Here is a 19,102-nt window from a genome sequence, read left to right on the forward strand (position 1 = left end):
GTAATAAGGGATGAGCGATAGAAAGAGTAAAAGAGAAAGAAAAACAGGTTATTACTTACTTGCCGCACCCGCTATACTTTTAAGCCTGTCTGTGGTTTTGATTCCGGCAGTTACCACTATTTATGCTTCGTTTACGGAATGGAACGGAATGGGAGAGATGAAGTGGATAGGACTGCAGAACTTCAAAGATATTCTGGGTGATCCAATCTTTATAACATCCTTGAAGAATAATTTTAAATGGACGCTTATTTTTCTCATCGTCCCGGTAACCATAGGAATGGTTGCCGCAGTACTGCTGATCAACATGAAGAAGACCAAGAATATGTTTCAGACCTTTTATCTGATCCCATATATTCTGGCGCCTTCCACCAATGCGGTAATCTGGCTGAATATTATGTTCTCTCCCAATGCGGGAGTCATCGGATATCTGAAGGATCTGGGACTGAATATTTCATCGCCGTTAGGTAATATGTCTTCCGCACTCTACGGTGTAGTCGGAGTAGATATATGGCATTACTGGGGCTTTTTGACCGTGATTTATCTGGCGGCTCTGCGGCAGACACCAATGGACCAGATTGAGTCGGCCCGGGTAGAAGGGGGAAATGCATGGCAGATCTATCGTTATATATATCTGCCAAACATTATGCCTACTGTAAAGTTAATGTTTGTAATGATTGTAATCTATTCGTTCCTTTCCTTTGATTACGTATACCTCCTCACAGGAGGAGGACCTGCTCATGCCACTGAATTGCTGAGCACCTTTGCCTACAGTACGGCATTTTCTGCCTTTAAGTTTGGACGCAGCGCCGCAGTATCTGTAGTGATGGGGTTATTTGGAAGTGTTGCAGCATTTTGCTATGTTTGGATAAGCAGAAAGGATGTGGCTGAATAATGAAAAAGAAGCAGGTCATTCATAGAGTTATTATAGTAGTTATTCTGGCGGTTTTATCAGCCATTGCCCTTACACCGGTGCTGCTGGTATTGGTAAACAGTTTTAAGACGCATGCGGAGATTGTGGCGAATCCCCTGGCCTGGCCGAAAGAGTTCTCCATTTATAATTACCGGCAGGCTTGGGAGCTGGGCAAGTTCGGAGAAGGATTTGCTAACAGCCTCAAGCTTTCCGGAACCGCTGTTGTGGTAGGAGTACTGGCGTCCGCGGGATGCGGGTATGTCATTGCGGGAAAGAAAATTAAAATGTGGGGTATGATCCTGATTTACTTCATGCTGGTGACAACTGTACCTATGCAGCTGTTTTTACTGCCTTTGTACTCTACATTTGTCAAATTAGGACTTATGGGGAATCCGTTTGCCGCAGGAGTAGTTATTGCGGCATGGAATCTTCCTCTGCCTATCTTTCTCATGCGGACGTTTTTCCTTAAAATACCAAAAGATCTGGAAGAAGCGGCCCGCATCGACGGGGCTGGGACCTTTCAGGTATTTACCAAGGTGATGCTGCCCATTGTATCACCGGGAATGATAACAGTAGCCGTAATAGTGGCACTGAATTCCTGGAACGAATATTTATTAAGTTCTACACTGCTCCAGGGAGAGACAAATTTTACGGCAACAATAAAGTTTTTAAATCTCAATGGAACATTCTCCAGAGATATGAGTATTATCATGTCCGGAGCTGTGATTATGATAGTTCCGGTGGTTATCGTATTCCTGCTGCTGCAGAAATATTTTATCGAAGGGATGACCGGCGGATCTGTGAAAGGTTAAATAATAATATTGGAGGTTAGTTATGATAAGTCAAACATACGGAGAACAAATCTATGCAGGAGTGCTGGGCAAAATCATAGGAGTATATATGGGAAGGCCTGTGGAAGGGTGGTCCTATGAAAATATTGTAAAAGAATTCGGCAAAATAGAGAATTTTGTGGCAGAGCATAATGGCTTCCCTCTGATAGTCCCAGATGATGACATATCAGGTACGTTTGTATTTTACCGTGCACTTGAGGACAATGGATATCCGAAAGACGTGACCGCGGATCAGATTGGACAGACATGGCTGAATTATATCATAGAAGATAAAACCATTCTCTGGTGGGGAGGCCTGGCAAGATCCACAGAGCATTCCGCATACCTGAGATTAAAACAGGGAGTGAAGCCTCCGTACAGCGGTTCTTTTGAATATAATGGACAATCCATTGCGGAGGCCATCGGATCACAGATCTTTATTGATACCTGGGCCATGAGCAATCCGGGAAATCCTGAACGCGCAGCAAAAATGGCAAGAGAAGCTGCTATTGTAAGTCACGCGGGGATTGCCGTGGAGGCGGCCGTGTATCTGGCAGCCATCGAAGCCCTGGCTTTTGACATCAAAGACGTGGATGAACTGCTCCGCAGTGCCAAAAAATACGTACAGGGGGAATACGGGGAAAAACTCCTGAAGCTTGTGGATGATGTGGTGGAACAGTGCAACCAGGCAGCAGACTGGAGACAGGTGCGTGACTGGATCCAGGAGAATCACGGATACCATCTGTATCCGGGAAACTGCCCCATGGTGCCCAATCATCTGGCGGTTATCATGGCATTGAAAATGGCGGGGGATGATTTCCAGGAGAGTATCTCTATCGCTACCAGCGCCGGCTGGGATACAGACTGTAACGCAGGAAATGTGGGATGCCTCAACGGGATCCGCCTGGGTCTGGATGCCATCAATCACGGCATTGACCTGAGGGGCCCCGTGGCTGACAGAATGCTGGTGGTAAGCTCCGATGGGGGGTCTTGTATCTCCGACGCAGTGCAGGAGAGCAGAAAGATTATCAAAGCAGCCTCTGCCCTGGCAGGGGAAGCTGCTGAACTTCCGGAGAATAAATTTGCATTTGAATATAGGGGATCCACCCAGGGCTTTATGCTTCACCCGGAACCCATTCATGTACAGGCAGCTACAGAAGTAAAAAATGCCTGGGAAGAAAAAGGAGAAGCCGGACTTCAGATTACATATAAGAATCTGAGCAGAGGAGCAAAGGCCTCCGCATCAGTGGCAACCTTTGTGGATCCTGCGCCAAAGGCAAAAGCCGGGACTTCTTATTTTGAAGTATATGCAAGCCCTTCCATTTATTCCGGCCAGACCGTGCACATGACGGTAAAATGCTTTGAAGAAGAAAATCCTGATTTGCAATTATTTATTGATTACTATGACCAGAATGACAGTATCAGCACTATAGAAGGGTCTCCTGTAAGATTAGAACAAGGTATGAATGAAATTACCTGGAAGGTGCCGGATACCACAGGCCGGGCAATCTACCGACTGGGAATCCGGCTGAACAGCGACCGTATGCTCAACGGTGCTGTCGTGGTAAAAAGTCTGGACTGGAAAGGGTCTCCGGAACTCTTCCATATGGGAAAGGCCAATGAACTGACACCGGGGATCAGCCCCTTTGTGACACGTACACAGTGGCTGTCAGCATTTATGACGTCGGTAAAACACTATGGTCCGGACTATCTGGCAACCATTTCCCTGTCCCATCCGGAAGAAAACGGGGTAATGACCATAGGAACGACGGATTGGGATGATTATTCCATAGAGACAAAGCTTCAGTTTGTACACGGCAAATGCGCGGGGGTTGTGGCAAGAGCCAAAGGCCACAGAAGATACTATGCGGCTGTCTTCCGGGACAACAAGGCGGAAATCATAAAACGCTTTGACCGGGATGTGATATCTCTGGCTGCCGCTACGTATCCCACCACAGATGACATGACACATGAGATAAGACTGGAGGCAAAAGGAAACCGGCTGACCATGTTTGTGGATAATGAAGAGAAAGTTACCTGTACAGACGATACCTTCGCAAACGGAGCGGCGGGATTCATGGTGGATGAGGGCGCTATCGTGGCGGAATGCCTCACGGTAAAAGGAATATAGGGGTTTGCTGGTATGGAATACGTAATCGTATCAACCGCAGTTATGGATGATATGACCCTGGCTGACGGAACGTATATGGGAAAGCTGCTGGGGGGAGCTGGCATCTATGCACTGTGCGGAGCCAAACTGTGGACGGACCAGGTGATTTTAGTCACCGGGGCCGGGCAGGATCTGTATGACAGGCATAAAAGCTGGTTTGAGAAGAACCGGCTTTCTATGGAGGGAATTACCATAAAGTCAGAATGCAGTCCGATTTCAATCCTGCAGTATCAGGAGAATGGGGAGCGGACAGAAGCTCCCCTCTACGGAGCAAAACACTATCAATTGATGGAGGCCACGCCCCGGGAGATAGAACCCCACTGCAGGGAGGCAAAAGGGGTATATATTTTTAAGGGCACGGATTCGGAGTATTGGAAGAAAATCCTGGACTTAAAGAATCAGTATGGCTTCCGTATCCTGTGGGAACTGAACGGAGATTATGCCTGCCCGCAGTATATGGATGCTGTCAGAGGCATAGCGGAAGGGATCGATGTTTTTTCCATTAATGCAGGGGAAGCAAAAAGGCTGTTTGGGTGTGAGGAGGCAGAGACTGTGGAACAGCTCCGAGCTCTTGGTGTGCCCCTGGTCTATTACCGGAGAGGTTCCAAAGGGGCTTATGTGATATCTCCCCGGGAGATTCAGAAAGTACCCGGAGTACAGGACCTTGCGGTTATAGATGCCACAGGAGGGGGCAATAGTTCCTCCGCCGGAGTACTATACGGCTATTGTGAGGGACTTGCACCGAAAGAATGCGGTATCCTGGGCAGTATATCCGCAGCCGCCTGCATTACCCAGTATTCTGTCCCGGAAAGCATAGATGACGGCCTTCGCAGAAATGCCCACAGGCTGCGCAGACAGATGATGGAGGAGTAGAGGATTGGGAAAATTAAGCGATAAAATTAGGGAAAAAGAATCCATCAGACAGATTCATGCACAGTATGAATATGATAAAAATATCCCGGAAAAGGGATTTTATATCCAGGGGAAACCGGCTTTGACCCAGATAGATACCTCCCAGGTGGGAGAGTTTGTGCTAATCTGTGTCAGGGATGCTCTTTGCTCTTATGACCAGGACCCGGCCAAAGTCATTGCCGGGAGAATGGAACATGCCCGTATGATAGGCCAGTCGGGAATGTATCTGTCCTACAGCGGATATTACAAAGGCGCACATATTACCGTGGTGAGCGGAGGCAGCGGCGCACCTGAGATGGAAATGATTTTATATGACTATATGGAACATACGGATGCTCATACCTTTCTGAGAGTAGGAGGATCCGGAGGCTTTGGGGATGAGGTGAATCCCGGGGATGTGGTGATTTCCAGCGGGGCGGTACGGGCAGAGGGAATGACAAGATCCTATATCGATGCCGGATATCCGGCAGCCAGCCATTATGAGGTGGTCTGTGCTATGGTGGAAGCAGCGGAGAAGATCGGCCATCCCTATCATGTGGGGGTGACCGTTTCCAGTGACAGTGACTATGTAGGCGGGGGACGCCCCGGAGTAGGCGGATATCTTCAGCCGGATAACATAGAAAAAGCAGGGATTTACAACCGGGCAGGCTGTCTGAACGGAGACAGGGAGTCTTCCGCCATCATTACACTGTCTGCCTTGTTCCAGCGCCGGGGAGGCTCTGTGTGTTCCGTGGCGGATAACATGTGTACCGGAAAAACGTTCAGCGCCGGAGCCGGACATAACGCGGCAGTGGATATTGCCCTGGAAGGCTGCGCCATACTGAAGCGGATGGACGAAGAAAAAAAGGGGAAACCATACTGGTATCCCGGACTGGGGCATAAATAAAAAGCTATGAATATGAAGGATGAAAGCAAATGAAAAAAATAGATGCAACAGAAGCAAGGCCGCTTATCTGGGAAGAACTGAGAAAAGTGGCCAGGCCGGACTCCCGTTTCAGCTGGGAGTTCGGGGAATTTATCACCGATTACGAAGGCAGCGGCGAGGGTGCCCGGCGGTTCTGCGAGACCGAGCTGTATCAGAACGCGGAGGTGATTTTTGTAACACCGGACAACAACCTGGAACGTCTCAGAGAACAGGTGATCCGGGATAGGAAAACTCTGGTGATGACAAATTATGGGATTACCAGAGGTTTTTTTCTGGTAACGCCTGACGCGGTTCCGGAGGGGAAAGAAGAGCTTGCCTCTTTGCTGGACGGGGTGGGAAGATATTGGAAGCATCAGACGCTGAAGCAATTAAAAGCGTCTGTGGGAAGAATCGACGTACTGGTGTCAGGGGCTTCCGCCATTACTCCAGGAGGCGTACGGTTTGGGAAAGGACATGGCTATTTTGATCTGGAGTGGGCTATGCTGTACACCATGGGAATTGTGGATACAGAGACACCGGTGGTGGCCGCAGGGCATGACTGCCAGATCATGGATGCGGATGTGGTTGTGAGAGAGTTTGACACGGCCATTGATTATATCGTGACACCTACCAAGGTGATAAAAACCAGGAATGAGTATCCCAAACCCACAAAGGGAATCATCTGGAGCCTGTTGGAACCGGAGATGAGAGCACAGATTCCGCCATTGTATGAGCTATGGTGTAAGATTCACTGCAAATAAGGAGGTATGGATGGAAGGATATGATAACCCAATAAGAAGGCAGGTGTTCAGCCTGCCGGAATTAATCGAACAGCAGGTCAGTGACCTGATACCTAAAATTGCAGACCTGTGGACCCCGGAGGAAGGGGAGAGTATTCAAAGAATCATCCTCACCGGATGCGGGGATTCCTATGCGGCATGTATGGCCCAAAAGTACACCTTCGAGACACTCACCGGCATCCCCACAGAGGTAGTTCCGGCCCTTGAGCTGGGCAGGTACTACTGCAAAGAGCAGTTCGGGCGGGAGAAGGGGAATCCCCTGGTGATAGCTGTCAGCAATTCCGGAAATGTGGCTCGGGTCTCAGAGGCAGTGCAGAGAGTCAGAATGCATGGTTCTATGACCCTGGGAATCACAGGAAACCGGGACTCGGAGCTGGGGAGGCACGGAGAAAAAATCCTTTGTACGCAGATCCCGCCTTTTGAAAGTGCACCGGGAACCAGAAGCTATCTTGTGAGTATCCTGGCGCTGAACCTTCTGGCTGTACGCTTAGGAGAGCTGAGAAAAGACTATACAACAGAAATGGCGGAGCGTTACCGGGAAGATATCAGAAACCAGTCCCGTTTGTTAACAGAACTGCTTCCCCAAATGGACAGAAACTGCCTGGAGATTGCCAACCAGTGGAAGGACTATCCCTGCTATGAATACGTGGGGGCAGGGTTTGACTATGCAGCGGCCTGGTTCGGACAGGCCAAGATTCTGGAGGCGGTGGGACAGTTTGTCATGCACTGTAATGCGGAGGACTGGCATCATCTGAACTTCTTCGCCAGGGAGGCAGATAAGATAGGAACGGTTGTTGTCTGCAATACGGCCAATCCCGCCTTGAGCAGAACGAAAGAAATGGTAGGGCATGCCAAAAAGCTGGGGCGTCCGCTGGCAATTATAACAGACGGGGGGCCTGGGGATTTTGACAGTGTAAGGGCTGCCTATATTCAGGTACCCAACCCAGTCTATCCCATTCATATGCCTGTCACGCATTTTGCCCCCCTGTGTCTCCTCGCAGGATATCTGTCAGCCATGAAAGGAGAAACTTATGGAAGAGGCAGTGAAGGTCCCTGGGAGTTCAGCAAGGGCGGCCGCTGTGTGAAAGATAGTAAAATTGTAATCAGGCAATAGAGGGAGAGAAATCATGTTGTTTTTAAGAAAGGGCGCTCTTTATCTGGGAGGAATGATTATTCTCACATTGGGGCAGAGACTGTTTGTGGAGGCTGGCTTTGGAGCCGACGCTCTGGATGCTCTCTGTGTGGGACTGTCTGAGAGTGCGGGCCTTACCCCTGGTACATGGGTGGCTGTCACCGCCCTGCTCATGATGTGTACAGCGGCAGTCTTATCCGGAAGAAAACCATTGACAGGAGGGTTGGTATCCTCATTTATCTTTGGCGTATTCTTTGATCTGTGGGCGCGATTTTTCCAACGCTTTTATGAACCGGGCAGCGTGGGTATCCGTATCCTGATGTATGGAGCAGGTATTCTTTTAGGCCCCCTGGGAACAGCCGTTTATTTTAAAAGCGGGTTTGCAAAAAGTGCTTTGGATGATTTTATTTTTGCAATAAAAGACAGGCTCCATCTAAGCATTAGAGTGACAAAGACGGCTGTTGAGATTGGACTGTGTACATTGGCGTTTTTGTTCGGCGGACCTATCGGAATTGCAACCGTTATTACCGCAGTACTTTACGGTCCTCTTCTGCAGGGATTTATGAATAGACTGGACAATATGTGCACGATATGTGTAAGGAGTGGAATACATGGCTTTGTTAAGAAAATTTGAGATAACCACAGCGTATAATGATATTTGCGATATTACAGATAGTATAAAGGAAACTGTGAGTGAGAGCGGGGTGCAGGAGGGAATTTGCATTGTATATAATATGCACTCTACTGCGGGACTGTCAGTATTCTCCCCCTGGGATCCCGAGGGATTTAAGGACTTGAGGGAGGAAATTTGCAGGCTGATACCCACCAGAATTGACTTTCATCATCAGCATGACAGTCCGCAGGATGCTGCGGGCCATGTTAAGTCAGCGCTGCTGGGGATAGAGAGGATGTTTATTGTCCATGAGGGAAAACTGCTGGTTGGCGGTTCCCAGGGAATCTATTTCCTGGAGTTCGATGGACCGAGGAACAGGGAGTATTACGTGAAGGTGATTGGAGACGCATAACTTATTTATCATTCATCAAGAATACCCTTGAAAAATATGGGTAAACGCGCTATAATTTCCTATAGAATAAAAGAAAATTCTTCGGGGCAGGGTGTAACTCCCTACCGGCGGTGACAGTCCGCGACCCATGCAAATGGCTGAACTGGTGTAATTCCAGTACCGACAGTATAGTCTGGATGTGAGAAGAAGGTAATATGATATCCATCGTTTATCTGCCCCGGATGCTGTATCCGGGGCTTTTTTCGTAAGAATTTCCTTTTATGCTGACTAAAATAACATGAAAAAAGGAGAGAACGAAAATGAGTGAACAGGTTGTAAGCAACAAAAATGTAAGGAATGCCCACACGGCGAACAGATCAAAGATCAGAACTATGGTACAGATTGGCATGCTTTCCGCTATAGCAGTGATTCTGATGTCTTTTGAATTCCCCCTTCCTTTTGCTCCGGCATTTTATAAGATTGACCTGAGTGAAGTTCCTGTACTGATTGGATGCTTTGCAATGGGCCCTCTGGCAGGTGTGATCATTGAGCTGATTAAAGTAGTTCTTCATATGGTATTTGTGGGAACGACAACAGCCGGCGTAGGGGACGTGGCAAATTTTGTGATTGGGTGTGCCTTTATTGTACCGGCAGCATTGATCTACAAGTATAAGAGGACCAGAAAAGCCGCTTTGGTTGGAATGGCAACTGGTACTGCGATTATGACGGTGATTGGAGGTTTGTGCAATGCATTCGTGTTACTGCCTCTCTATGCAGCGGCATTCGGAGGAATGGAGGCAATCATCGCGGCCGGTTCGGCAATCAATGGAGGGATTAACGGAGTAGCGACATTTGTGCTCCTGGCAGTAACGCCCTTTAATCTGGTAAAAGGGGTTGTGGTTTCCCTGATAACTCTGCTATTATATAAAAGAGTCAGAGTTTTATTAAAAGGAGAGTAACCACTATGGGACATATTCATAAAGTGACACCGCTGACAGAGAATAAGCATCTTAATATGTATGCTATTGACGCAACCAGCAAGATAGGCACGCCGGTACACTATTTTGTATCATCCAGGGCAGAGAGTACGGAAGCCCTGAAACTGGTGACGGGCAGGAACCATCCGGACGGTGTGGTGATTTACAGCCTGTACGGAGAGAAGAAAGACAGGGTAGTACTGGTGCGTCAGTATCGTTATACGATTGATGATTATATTTATGAATTTCCTGCCGGCCTGGTGGAACCCGGTGAGAATTATCGGGAGGCCGGAATCCGGGAGATGAAAGAGGAGACAGGGCTGGACTTTGAGCCGTTTAAGGTGGATAAGGCCTATGAAAAACCTTTTTTCACAACTATTGGAATGACAGATGAATCCTGTTCAACGGTTTATGGATATGCAAGCGGGACCCCCTCCAAGCGTGGATTGGAAGATTCCGAGGAGTTGGAGATTGTACTCGCGGATCGGGAAGAAGTAAAGAGAATATTACGGGAAGAAAAGCTAGCAATTATCTGCGCGTATATGCTGATGCATTTTCTCCATGAGGAAGAGGAGCCTTTTGGATTTTTGCAGGAAGAACTATAGGCAGTAAGCTGCATATAAAGAGACAATGAAAGGTGTCAGATTTTCATTGTCTCTTTTTGTATGTCCAAATGACATCCCATAACACATAACCTGCAGTCGGGCATTGGGCTGTGCCGTATGAAATACATATACGAAGAAATCTAATGATACATTATAGAGGAGTATCAGCCGGAAAAGTCTGTTAGCAATAAAGTTGTTGTGGTCGAAGATACAGGGGTGTTATAATACTAATATTTCGAGGCAACAAGAGCTAATAAGATTGAAACAAAGATGAGAGGAATGTGCGGTATGTATGAATTGAGTAAAGCAGGAGAAAAGAGCTACTATATTAATTGTCCCGCCAAAATAGGTATCTACACAGCCGGGGATAATGAGGTGTACCTTATAGACAGCGGAAATGATAAGGATGCCGGACGCAGAGTAAAAAAGATCCTGGAAGAAAACCATTGGCATCTGAAGGGGATTTTGAATACACATTCCAACGCAGATCATATTGGAGGGAATCGTTACCTGCAGTCCCAGACAAACTGTAAGATTTATGCCAAGGGGATTGAAGAAGATTTCACACGCCATCCGATTCTGGAGCCTTCTTTTCTATATGGAGGTTATCCGTGCAGGGAACTTCGCCACAAGTTCCTGCTGGCCCAGGAATGCCAGACATCTCCCTTTACGGATGAAGAATTTCCCCAAGAGATAGAAGTGATACCGCTGCCCGGACATTTTTTTGATATGGCTGGCTTCCGGACACCGGATCAGACGGTTTTTTTGGCAGACTGTATCAGCAGCAGGGAGACCCTGGATAAATATGGGATTCCATTTATATACGATGTACAGGCTTATCTGGAGACGCTGGATAAGGTTGAGCAAATGGAGGCGGCTGTTTTTGTACCTTCCCATGCAGAAGTCTCCAAAGACATTAAGGAGCTGGCAGGGTATAATCGGGACAAGGTGATGGAAGCTGCCCTACGTCTGCTGGATATATGCCGGAAACCCAAATGCTTTGAAGTGATCCTGCAGGAAATATTTCACCAATATGACCTTTCCATGAACTTTGAACAGTATGTTTTGGTAGGAAGCACCATTCGTTCTTACCTCGCCTGGCTCAAAGATAATGGTAAATTAAGTATCGATTTCAGCAATCAAATGCTTTTGTGGGAAACAGCATCTTAAGAAAATCTTAAGAAATGATTCGTTTTATCTGAAGATATGAAAGATAGAATAGAAGACGGTTCATTTGGAGATCAAAATATCCACTTGACAAATTGATATGGAGGTATTATTGTATTATATAAGTAGTACAATAATACAGCGAATGGGATATATCGGGAAGAAGAGAGAGGAAAGCTATGGAAGCGTTAATCAGAGTAGAGAATTTATGCAAGATATATAATCCCGGGGAAAATGAAGTTCGTGCTCTGGATCATATTCATCTGGTGATAGAAGAGGGAGAGTTTGTAGCTATTATCGGACAATCCGGATCCGGAAAATCGACTTTAATGAATATGCTGGGATGTCTGGATGTGCCGACCACCGGCAAATATTATCTGAACGGGACAGATGTGTCTACCATGACAGATAATGAACAGTCTGCAGTCCGCAATAAAGAGATCGGATTTATCTTTCAGGGATTTAACCTGATAACGAATCTGACAGCGCTGGAAAATGTGGAACTGCCTCTCATCTATAGAGGGATCGATAAAAAGACCAGAAGGGAGCTTTCCATTCAGGCACTGGAGATGGTAGGACTGGAGCACAGAATGAAGCATAAACCATCAGAGATGTCCGGCGGACAGCAGCAGAGGGTTGCAATTGCCAGAGCCATTGCTGCAAAGCCGCCGGTTATTTTGGCAGACGAGCCTACCGGTAACCTGGATTCTGCATCCAGCAGGGAGATTCTAAAGATTCTAAGGGAGCTTCACGACGGCGGCAGAACGGTAATCTTAATTACCCATGATGACGGAATAGCTGCTCAGGCAAAGCGTGTAGTCCGGATTATGGATGGCAAAATAGAATCAGACTTTATCAACGAGAATTTTAGTGAGTAGCAGGAGGAGTAAGATGAAAGCAGGAGTGAAAGGAAAGAAGAAAAACCTGGTATTGTACATAGTAATTGCTGCAGTAGTTGTGGTTCTAGTAGTACTGGTTTTAGTGAGTAACATGATGAAGGGCAATACACTGCCATCCGTCAATGTTGAGACGGTTACCACCGGCGATGTGCAGGAAAAGGTGGATACCAGCGGAACTGTGGAAAGCCAGAATAAAAAGGTATTTTTCTCACCCGTGAATGCCGAGGTACAGAATCTGAACTTCCAGGTAGGCGACAGTGTCGCTGCCGGAACACAGCTGATTGATTTTGATCTGGAGAATTTGGAGAGAGATAACCAGAAGGCAGAATTGACCGCGAAGGCGGGGCAGTATGGGTATAACGACAGTATCAAGAAGTCTAATAAGGCAGCGAATGATGTGGCGGATGCCAAGGCAAAGGTTGCGACCTTGGAGGGCCAGGTAGATGCTAAGAAGCAGGAAGTGGAAGATCTTACTGCACAGATTAGCAACGCTCAGGCTCAGGCTGCTGCAGATGCTCAGAATGCAGCCGAAGATTCGGCAAACCAGGCTGCTGCACAGTATAAGAAAGACAAAGAAGCTTATGATAAAGCGTTAGCGGATGCCCAGAATGCAGTTACGGATGCCCAGACAAAATATAATCAGGAAAAGACAAACTATGATATGGCATATAGCAAATGGGATTCCTCTAAAACCAGCACTAATGAGCAGGCAGTTAAGGAACAGGAAAAAGTGCTTACAGATGCCCAGAACAAATTGGATGCGGCAAAAGCTTCAAGAGATAATCTGCTTAATAATCCACCTGCATACCAAGGAGCTTCCGGAGGAACCGGGGAAGCAGGCACAGCTGACACCAGCCAGCTTCAGCTTCAGCTCCAAAATGCCCAGTCAGAACTGGCAGAGCTTCAGTCGGATCTGGCTACTAACAAGTCGGTGGCAGAAAGCGGAGACGCAGGTGTTCTTTCAGAGGATGCCAAGAAACAGCTTCAGGTTAATAACAACCTCACAGAATTGGAAGCTAAGACTCTGGATGAATTAATTGCAGAGGGCAAAAAGGGAATTCAGGCAGAATTCACAGGAGTTATCTCAGATTCCAAAATTGTGGACGGCGCTGCGGTAACCCAGGGTATGGAAATGTTTACTTTGGAGAGTACGGAGGATGTAAGTGTTTCTGTAACTGTATCCAAGTACGATATTGATAAAATCAAAGTAGGGCAGAAGGCAAAAGTTACCATTGCAGGTAAGACTTACGACGGTACCCTGACTAAGATCAATAAGGTAGCTATTCCTAACGAGAAGGGTACTCCTGTGTTAGGTGCGCAGGTTCATATTGACAATCCGGATCAGGACATCTATCTGGGAGTAGACGCCAAGGTTACTATTGTGGGCAATGAAGCCAAGAATGCAGTACTCCTTCCGGTAGAATTAGTAAATACGGGTAAGACAGGTTCTTTCTGCTATGTAGTAGAGGATGGTAAGGTTGCAAAGAGAACCATTGAGACAGGAATTGCATCTGATTCCTACATTGAAGTGAAGTCAGGACTGAAGAAGGGGGATGTGGTAATCACAGATTCACCGGATACCCTTACCGAGGGACTGCCTGTAGAGACTAAGGAAGCCAGCGGCCAGACAGATGGTGAAGCACAGCAGGATACTGTTGTGGCAGAATAGTGCGTAGTCAGAACGAAAGGAGTCATCTATGGCACAGCTTTTAGAATATATAAAGATGGCAGTGGAGAATATCAAAGCCAACAAAGGGCGTTCATTTTTGACTATGCTGGGTATTATAATTGGTATTTCATCGGTCATCATGATCATGGCAGTCGGTGCAGGTACTACGGACCAGATGAACAGTGAACTGAATGATCTGGCCGCAGGACAGATATATATCTATACCAGCGATAAAGCTGTCAGTAATATGCAGTCAATTACGGAAGAAGATATGGAAGCGATCCGTACCAAAGTCAAGGGCGTGGAGGGAGTAACTCCGGGCTGGGGGGAGAGCGGACAGGTATACACATCCAAAGGAGAATTTGATATTTCAGTAAGTGTGGGAACAGCCGATATGCAGCTTACATCTAAGCTTCAGCTGATCAGGGGAAGATACCTCTCTGAGGCAGATGTACAGGAAGGGCGAAGAGTAGGGGTTATAAGCAAAGGGGATGCCATCCGACTGTTTGGTACCGACGATATTGTAGGCATGGATATGGATGTCACCATAAACGGTATTACTCAGAGCGTAAATATTATAGGCGTCCGGGATAACCTGACAAATGGTAACTTCGTTTCCTACACGTACGAGGGAGCACCGGTTAATATCGATATGCCCTATACGGCTATGGTAGATTATGACATCGAATATGACGGGTTCTCAAATCTTTATGTCATCGGAGATAAGGTAGTGGATTCCAAAACTATTTCTGATAATGTCATTCGTATTCTGGAGTCCAGGCATCAGAGCTCAGGGGAAGGCTTTTTCCTCATACAGGACTTTAACGATGTTGCCGCACAGATGAATTCCATGATGGGTATGATAACAGCCTTCATATCATTTGTTGCTGCTATTTCCCTCTTAGTTGGAGGTATCGGTGTTATGAATATTATGCTGGTATCAGTGACAGAGAGAACACGTGAAATAGGTATCCGTAAGTCCTTAGGTGCTAAAACCTCCTCAATTATGATGCAGTTTTTAGCGGAATCGGTGATTATTACGGCTTTGGGAGGCGTCATAGGAATTATTCTGGGCATCCTGGGGGCCTTTGGAATCTGTTCTGTTATGAGCGGTTCTATGAATTCTGCTATAACCCCGGGGATCAGAGTTACTACGATCCTGCTGGCCACGCTGTTTTCCTGTGCGGTTGGAATATTCTTTGGAATCTATCCGGCAAGAAAAGCGGCAAAGCTAAGTCCTATCGAGGCATTGCGGAGAAACTAGCATACACAAATAATTAATAAAAAATTAACGGATGAATCATTTTACAGAACCTGTCATAGGTGTATAATACAAGCATACAATTACTAAAAAAGCAGGTATTGAAAATGAATGTAACCGTGAAGAAATATATAAAAAGTATACTGGCCTTTTTGTTCACTGTTGTGGGCATTGTACTAGGCATTTTCATCGGCATAAAATTCCTCAGGTTTTTTATGCCGTTTGTAATTGGATGGATTATCGCATTGATAGCCAATCCTCTGGTAAGATTTGCTGAGAGCAGGATGAAGATTGTACGCAAGTATACCTCCATGCTGATCATTATCGTCGTTCTTGGGCTAATTGTGGGGGCAGTCTATCTGGCAGGCAGCAAGGTTGTGGAGGAGACCGCAAAGCTGGTGGAGCAGGCACCTGACATCTACCAGAGCTTCAGCCAGGATTATAAAGAGGTGGAGAAGAATCTGGATCGATTTATCCTGGAACTTCCACAGGGAGTTCAGGACTCAATTCTGGACATGCAGGAAAATATAGGGGCAAAGATTGGAGAGTTTGCTTCAGGTTTCAGCCAGTGGACAGTTGCCTATGCGGGAGATATTGCCAAGCACCTGCCCAATGTGCTCATCGGCATTATTTTCACGATTCTATCGGCTTACTTTTTCATTGCAGACAGAGATAAGATCCTGGAATTTGGAAGAGATAATACGCCTATGTTTATACAGCGGAAATGGAAAGTGCTGGCTGACAATTTCAGGGGTGTTATCGGCGGCTACTTTAAGGCGCAGTTTAAAATTATGGCTATTATCTGGATTGTGCTGGTAGTGGGATTTATGTTTATGAGGGTTAAGTTTGCCATATTTATTGCATTCTTAGTGGCATTCTTAGATATGCTTCCCTTCTTCGGAACGGGTACGGCTTTGATCCCATGGGCATTGTTCAGGATTCTGTCAGGAGATATGAAAATGGCAGTGGAGCTTACGATCTTGTATCTGTTTACCCAACTGCTGCGGCGTATTCTGGAACCTAAGCTGGTAGGGGACTCCATAGGGATAGATCCTCTGGCTACGCTGGTATTCATGTATGCCGGTTATAAACTGGCGGGTGTTTTGGGAATGATTTTGGCGGTGCCCATTGGTGCTATTATCATTAATTTCTATAAGATGGGTGTATTTGACAATATGATGCGGGGGTGTAAAGAGGCCCTGGAGGATTTTGTGCAATGGCTCTGGCCGGAACAAAAGAAAAAGTGAGAAAAGAAAACACAGCGTCAGGCATTTTTGACGCTGTGTTTTCTTTTTTTGGGAGAAATTTTATTACTGCGGTATATTTCGGGCCGAAAGCCTCCTTTTTCAAGGAAATCACTGATTTTAAGCATGGGGAGAAATCCGATTCCCATACCTAGTAAAGTTATAAGAATTAACAACACATCACGCATGACAATCCCCTCCTTTAGTTATAGCATAGCAGGTATAGGATTAAAGAGGCATTACGGATGATACGGGCATATTAAGAAAGTGTAAAGAGCAAACCATCTTAATGCGTTCTTAATGCGGAGGCAAAAAGCTTTATCCTATTTTAATCGAAAAGTTATTAGAATTAACTACACAAGATATAAAGAAGGTATTAAGAATCACGATAAAATTCGTATTTTTAATAGTAAGGTGGAATCGTTATGATTCAATTGCTGAGTAAGAAATTTACTACTACAAAATTAATAGTTCTGGGATATTTAGTAGTTATATTAACCGGCACCTTTTTGCTGATGGTTCCCATTTCCAGCAAAGAGAGCGGAGGGGCCGGATTTATAGATTCTCTTTTTACGGCAACCTCCGCCACCTGCGTGACCGGACTGGTTTTGCACGATACCTTTACATATTGGTCCGGCTTTGGCCAGGCAGTAATTTTGCTTCTGATACAGATTGGGGGCATTGGCTTTATGACAATTGCCATCACGGCACTGACATTTACAAAAAAGAAAATAGGGCTCTCCCAGCGTCTGATTATGCAGGAAGCAGTTGTGGCACCACAGGTGGGCGGTATTGTCCGGATGACAAAGTTTATCCTATGCGGAGCAATGCTGTTCGAAGGAATTGGTGCTATATTTTTGGCTTTCTGGTTCGTGCCGCGGCTGGGAATTGGAAAAGGAATCTATTTTTCTGTGTTTCATTCCATATCCGCGTTCTGCAATGCGGGGATCGATCTTATGGGACAATTTGAAAAAAGTTCATCTCTGGTTACCGCAGGGAATAGTCCGGTGGTTTGCCTGACCATTACGGCCCTTATAATAGTAGGGGGACTCGGATTTTTTGTGTGGTCAGATATCAGACAGCACGGGAGACATTTCAAAAATTATAAGCTGCACACGAAAATGGTGATTTCTATGACTACATTTTTAATTGTATCCGGGACTTTACTGTTGCTGCTCTTTGAATTTCACGGGCAGGCAATGGCAGGAAAGAGTGTAGGGGAGAAAGTAATGGCGGCATTTTTCCAGTCGGTAACTCCCCGGACGGCTGGGTTCAATACAATTCCTTTAGATAAATTGAACCAAACCAGCCAGCTGACAATAATTGCTCTTATGTTTATCGGGGGCTCTCCGGGTTCTACAGCGGGGGGGATTAAGACGACTACAGCGATGGTATTAATGCTGAGCATTTGGACGGAATTATTCAAAAGGAAAGATATTGAGTGCTTCAAGAGAAGAATAGACGGGGAGATTCTCCGACATGCTACCTGTATTATGATGCTGTATGTTATGCTGATTATGGGGGCCACAGTCGCCATAGCAGCAATCGACCAGTCACCCATCGAGGAAACTTTATTTGAGGTCATATCAGCCATTGGTACAGTCGGGCTGTCCCTTGGCATTACAGCAGATTTATCAACCATTTCCCACCTGATTCTTGTACTATTAATGTTTGTGGGGCGGGTAGGCGGAATCACAATATTAATCTCATTTGGAAACAGAATTGCTTTCAGACCATCGAAGCTGCCCCAGGAAAAGGTTACTGTTGGATAGAGTGGGATTTTAGCTATGACAGGAGGTATTATGAAATCAGTATTAATTATCGGATTAGGAAGGTTCGGCAAATATATGGCCGAAAATATGATGGCTCTGGGGAATGAAGTACTGGCCATTGATAACAGGGAAGAGAGAGTCAATGAAGTTTTGGAGACAGTCACCAACGCACAGATAGGAGATGCCACAAGCGAGGCATTTATCGCGTCCCTGGGCGTCCGGAACTTTGATATCTGTGTGGTTGCAATCGGCGATAACTTTCAGAGCTCGCTGGAGACAACATCATTGCTGAAAGATTATGGGGCAGGGTTTGTCCTGGCAAGGGCGAACCGGGATGTACACGCAAAATTTCTGCTACGAAACGGAGCAGATCGGATTGTCTATCCTGAGAAAGAAATGGCAGAGCGCCTTGCCATGAAATATGGGACAAATAATATCTTTGATTATGTAGAACTCACACACGACTACTCCATTTATGAGATAGCTGTGCCGGAGGGGTGGGTAGGGAAAAGTATACTGGAAAAGAGAGTCAGGACAAAATATCATATCAGTATACTAGCCACAAAACAGGGGGAAGACTTAAGGCCGCTGCCCCCGGCGGACCATATTTTTAACAGGGCAGAGACCCTGATAATAGTAGGGCATCATAAAGATGTGCGGGCGTTAATAAGATAAGCGTTTGGGACAGGCCGATCCTATTTTGGGACGTGTTCTTTGTAGAAAGAACACGTCCCTCAGACTGTAGACAAAGTCCGAGGACAAGTGCCTAGGATTTTCTTCGCCATTGAGCCAGAAAAGTCAGCACTTACAAGACTTTGAGGCTCTTTTTTGGTATAATAGATGTAT

General features: G+C 46.2%; 19 protein-coding genes and 1 riboswitch. Of the genes, 18 read left to right on the top strand and 1 reads right to left on the bottom strand.

Annotated features, from left to right (window positions below; translation table 11 throughout):
- The first annotated feature begins 10 nt into the window (after positions 1-10).
- From GKG41_RS11445 to ytvI, 16 genes are all read left to right on the top strand, one after another.
- Positions 11-892: a sugar ABC transporter permease gene (locus tag GKG41_RS11445; protein ID WP_154258731.1), complete on the top strand. Its 882-nt coding sequence runs from the start codon at positions 11-13 to the stop codon at positions 890-892.
- Positions 892-1,722, top strand: a complete 831-nt coding sequence (locus tag GKG41_RS11450; protein WP_154258733.1) for a carbohydrate ABC transporter permease — start codon at positions 892-894, stop codon at positions 1,720-1,722. The genes GKG41_RS11445 and GKG41_RS11450 overlap by 1 nt, the downstream gene beginning before the upstream one ends.
- A gap of 22 nt (positions 1,723-1,744) precedes the next feature.
- Positions 1,745-3,871, top strand: coding sequence for an ADP-ribosylglycohydrolase family protein (locus GKG41_RS11455; RefSeq protein WP_154258735.1), 2,127 nt, complete (start codon positions 1,745-1,747; stop codon positions 3,869-3,871).
- Between the two features lie 12 nt (positions 3,872-3,883).
- The gene (locus GKG41_RS11460; RefSeq protein ID WP_154258737.1) at positions 3,884-4,783 is read left to right on the top strand and encodes a carbohydrate kinase family protein; all 900 of its coding nucleotides are present in this window, start codon (positions 3,884-3,886) and stop codon (positions 4,781-4,783) included.
- 4 nt (positions 4,784-4,787) lie between these two features.
- Complete coding sequence (locus GKG41_RS11465) at positions 4,788-5,708, top strand: nucleoside phosphorylase (protein WP_154258739.1); 921 nt, start codon at positions 4,788-4,790, stop codon at positions 5,706-5,708.
- A gap of 29 nt (positions 5,709-5,737) precedes the next feature.
- Positions 5,738-6,487, top strand: coding sequence for a 5-formyltetrahydrofolate cyclo-ligase (locus GKG41_RS11470; protein ID WP_154258741.1), 750 nt, complete (start codon positions 5,738-5,740; stop codon positions 6,485-6,487).
- Positions 6,488-6,497: 10 nt separating this feature from the next.
- On the top strand, positions 6,498-7,640 hold the full coding sequence (locus GKG41_RS11475) for an SIS domain-containing protein (protein WP_154258743.1): 1,143 nt from the start codon (positions 6,498-6,500) through the stop codon (positions 7,638-7,640).
- A 13-nt stretch (positions 7,641-7,653) separates the two neighbouring features.
- A complete protein-coding gene (locus tag GKG41_RS11480) occupies positions 7,654-8,292 on the top strand; it encodes a YitT family protein (RefSeq protein ID WP_154258744.1) in 639 nt (212 codons plus the stop codon).
- The gene (locus GKG41_RS11485) at positions 8,270-8,683 is read left to right on the top strand and encodes a secondary thiamine-phosphate synthase enzyme YjbQ (protein WP_243141030.1); all 414 of its coding nucleotides are present in this window, start codon (positions 8,270-8,272) and stop codon (positions 8,681-8,683) included. The genes GKG41_RS11480 and GKG41_RS11485 overlap by 23 nt, the downstream gene beginning before the upstream one ends.
- 73 nt (positions 8,684-8,756) lie before the next feature.
- Positions 8,757-8,875: riboswitch (FMN riboswitch) on the top strand.
- A gap of 107 nt (positions 8,876-8,982) precedes the next feature.
- Positions 8,983-9,621 carry an ECF transporter S component gene (locus tag GKG41_RS11490; RefSeq protein WP_154258746.1) on the top strand — a complete coding sequence of 213 codons (639 nt, stop codon included), beginning with the start codon at positions 8,983-8,985 and terminating at the stop codon, positions 9,619-9,621.
- A gap of 5 nt (positions 9,622-9,626) precedes the next feature.
- Positions 9,627-10,244 carry an NUDIX hydrolase gene (locus GKG41_RS11495; protein ID WP_154258748.1) on the top strand — a complete coding sequence of 206 codons (618 nt, stop codon included), beginning with the start codon at positions 9,627-9,629 and terminating at the stop codon, positions 10,242-10,244.
- Positions 10,245-10,532: 288 nt separating this feature from the next.
- Positions 10,533-11,414, top strand: coding sequence for an MBL fold metallo-hydrolase (locus GKG41_RS11500; RefSeq protein ID WP_154258750.1), 882 nt, complete (start codon positions 10,533-10,535; stop codon positions 11,412-11,414).
- A gap of 176 nt (positions 11,415-11,590) precedes the next feature.
- Positions 11,591-12,289, top strand: a complete 699-nt coding sequence (locus tag GKG41_RS11505; RefSeq protein WP_072849735.1) for an ABC transporter ATP-binding protein — start codon at positions 11,591-11,593, stop codon at positions 12,287-12,289.
- A 13-nt stretch (positions 12,290-12,302) separates the two neighbouring features.
- Positions 12,303-13,979, top strand: coding sequence for an efflux RND transporter periplasmic adaptor subunit (locus GKG41_RS11510; protein WP_154258752.1), 1,677 nt, complete (start codon positions 12,303-12,305; stop codon positions 13,977-13,979).
- Between the two features lie 28 nt (positions 13,980-14,007).
- A complete protein-coding gene (locus GKG41_RS11515) occupies positions 14,008-15,243 on the top strand; it encodes an ABC transporter permease (RefSeq protein WP_154258754.1) in 1,236 nt (411 codons plus the stop codon).
- A gap of 104 nt (positions 15,244-15,347) precedes the next feature.
- Positions 15,348-16,487, top strand: a complete 1,140-nt coding sequence (gene ytvI / locus GKG41_RS11520) for a sporulation integral membrane protein YtvI (RefSeq protein WP_154258756.1) — start codon at positions 15,348-15,350, stop codon at positions 16,485-16,487.
- Positions 16,488-16,504: 17 nt separating this feature from the next.
- Here ytvI and GKG41_RS11525 read toward each other — a convergent pair whose 3' ends face one another.
- Entirely contained in the window at positions 16,505-16,672 is a 168-nt protein-coding gene (locus GKG41_RS11525) for a hypothetical protein (protein WP_154258758.1), read from the bottom strand.
- Positions 16,673-16,909: 237 nt separating this feature from the next.
- Here GKG41_RS11525 and GKG41_RS11530 point away from each other — a divergent pair, with 237 nt between their 5' ends.
- Both GKG41_RS11530 and GKG41_RS11535 read left to right on the top strand, forming a co-directional pair.
- Positions 16,910-18,256 (top strand): TrkH family potassium uptake protein, encoded by a 1,347-nt coding sequence (locus GKG41_RS11530; protein ID WP_154258760.1) that lies wholly within the window; start codon positions 16,910-16,912, stop codon positions 18,254-18,256.
- Between the two features lie 30 nt (positions 18,257-18,286).
- Positions 18,287-18,931 (top strand): TrkA family potassium uptake protein, encoded by a 645-nt coding sequence (locus tag GKG41_RS11535; RefSeq protein ID WP_154258762.1) that lies wholly within the window; start codon positions 18,287-18,289, stop codon positions 18,929-18,931.
- Positions 18,932-19,102: the final 171 nt, after the last annotated feature.

Source organism: Lactonifactor sp. BIOML-A5 (assembly GCF_009677585.1).
In the GTDB taxonomy this organism is placed as follows: Bacteria; Bacillota; Clostridia; order Lachnospirales; family Lachnospiraceae; genus Lactonifactor.

Coding starts and splice junctions, on each gene's coding strand:
- GKG41_RS11455 (WP_154258735.1), top strand. CDS start 1,745: ATGATAAGTCAAACATACGGAGAACAAATCTATGCAGGAGTGCTGGGC.
- GKG41_RS11535 (WP_154258762.1), top strand. CDS start 18,287: ATGAAATCAGTATTAATTATCGGATTAGGAAGGTTCGGCAAATATATG.
- GKG41_RS11500 (WP_154258750.1), top strand. CDS start 10,533: ATGTATGAATTGAGTAAAGCAGGAGAAAAGAGCTACTATATTAATTGT.
- GKG41_RS11525 (WP_154258758.1), bottom strand. CDS start 16,672: ATGCGTGATGTGTTGTTAATTCTTATAACTTTACTAGGTATGGGAATC.
- GKG41_RS11475 (WP_154258743.1), top strand. CDS start 6,498: ATGGAAGGATATGATAACCCAATAAGAAGGCAGGTGTTCAGCCTGCCG.
- GKG41_RS11485 (WP_243141030.1), top strand. CDS start 8,270: ATGGCTTTGTTAAGAAAATTTGAGATAACCACAGCGTATAATGATATT.
- GKG41_RS11530 (WP_154258760.1), top strand. CDS start 16,910: ATGATTCAATTGCTGAGTAAGAAATTTACTACTACAAAATTAATAGTT.
- GKG41_RS11480 (WP_154258744.1), top strand. CDS start 7,654: ATGTTGTTTTTAAGAAAGGGCGCTCTTTATCTGGGAGGAATGATTATT.
- GKG41_RS11445 (WP_154258731.1), top strand. CDS start 11: ATGAGCGATAGAAAGAGTAAAAGAGAAAGAAAAACAGGTTATTACTTA.
- GKG41_RS11450 (WP_154258733.1), top strand. CDS start 892: ATGAAAAAGAAGCAGGTCATTCATAGAGTTATTATAGTAGTTATTCTG.
- ytvI (WP_154258756.1), top strand. CDS start 15,348: ATGAATGTAACCGTGAAGAAATATATAAAAAGTATACTGGCCTTTTTG.
- GKG41_RS11495 (WP_154258748.1), top strand. CDS start 9,627: ATGGGACATATTCATAAAGTGACACCGCTGACAGAGAATAAGCATCTT.
- GKG41_RS11460 (WP_154258737.1), top strand. CDS start 3,884: ATGGAATACGTAATCGTATCAACCGCAGTTATGGATGATATGACCCTG.
- GKG41_RS11510 (WP_154258752.1), top strand. CDS start 12,303: ATGAAAGCAGGAGTGAAAGGAAAGAAGAAAAACCTGGTATTGTACATA.
- GKG41_RS11490 (WP_154258746.1), top strand. CDS start 8,983: ATGAGTGAACAGGTTGTAAGCAACAAAAATGTAAGGAATGCCCACACG.
- GKG41_RS11515 (WP_154258754.1), top strand. CDS start 14,008: ATGGCACAGCTTTTAGAATATATAAAGATGGCAGTGGAGAATATCAAA.
- GKG41_RS11505 (WP_072849735.1), top strand. CDS start 11,591: ATGGAAGCGTTAATCAGAGTAGAGAATTTATGCAAGATATATAATCCC.
- GKG41_RS11470 (WP_154258741.1), top strand. CDS start 5,738: ATGAAAAAAATAGATGCAACAGAAGCAAGGCCGCTTATCTGGGAAGAA.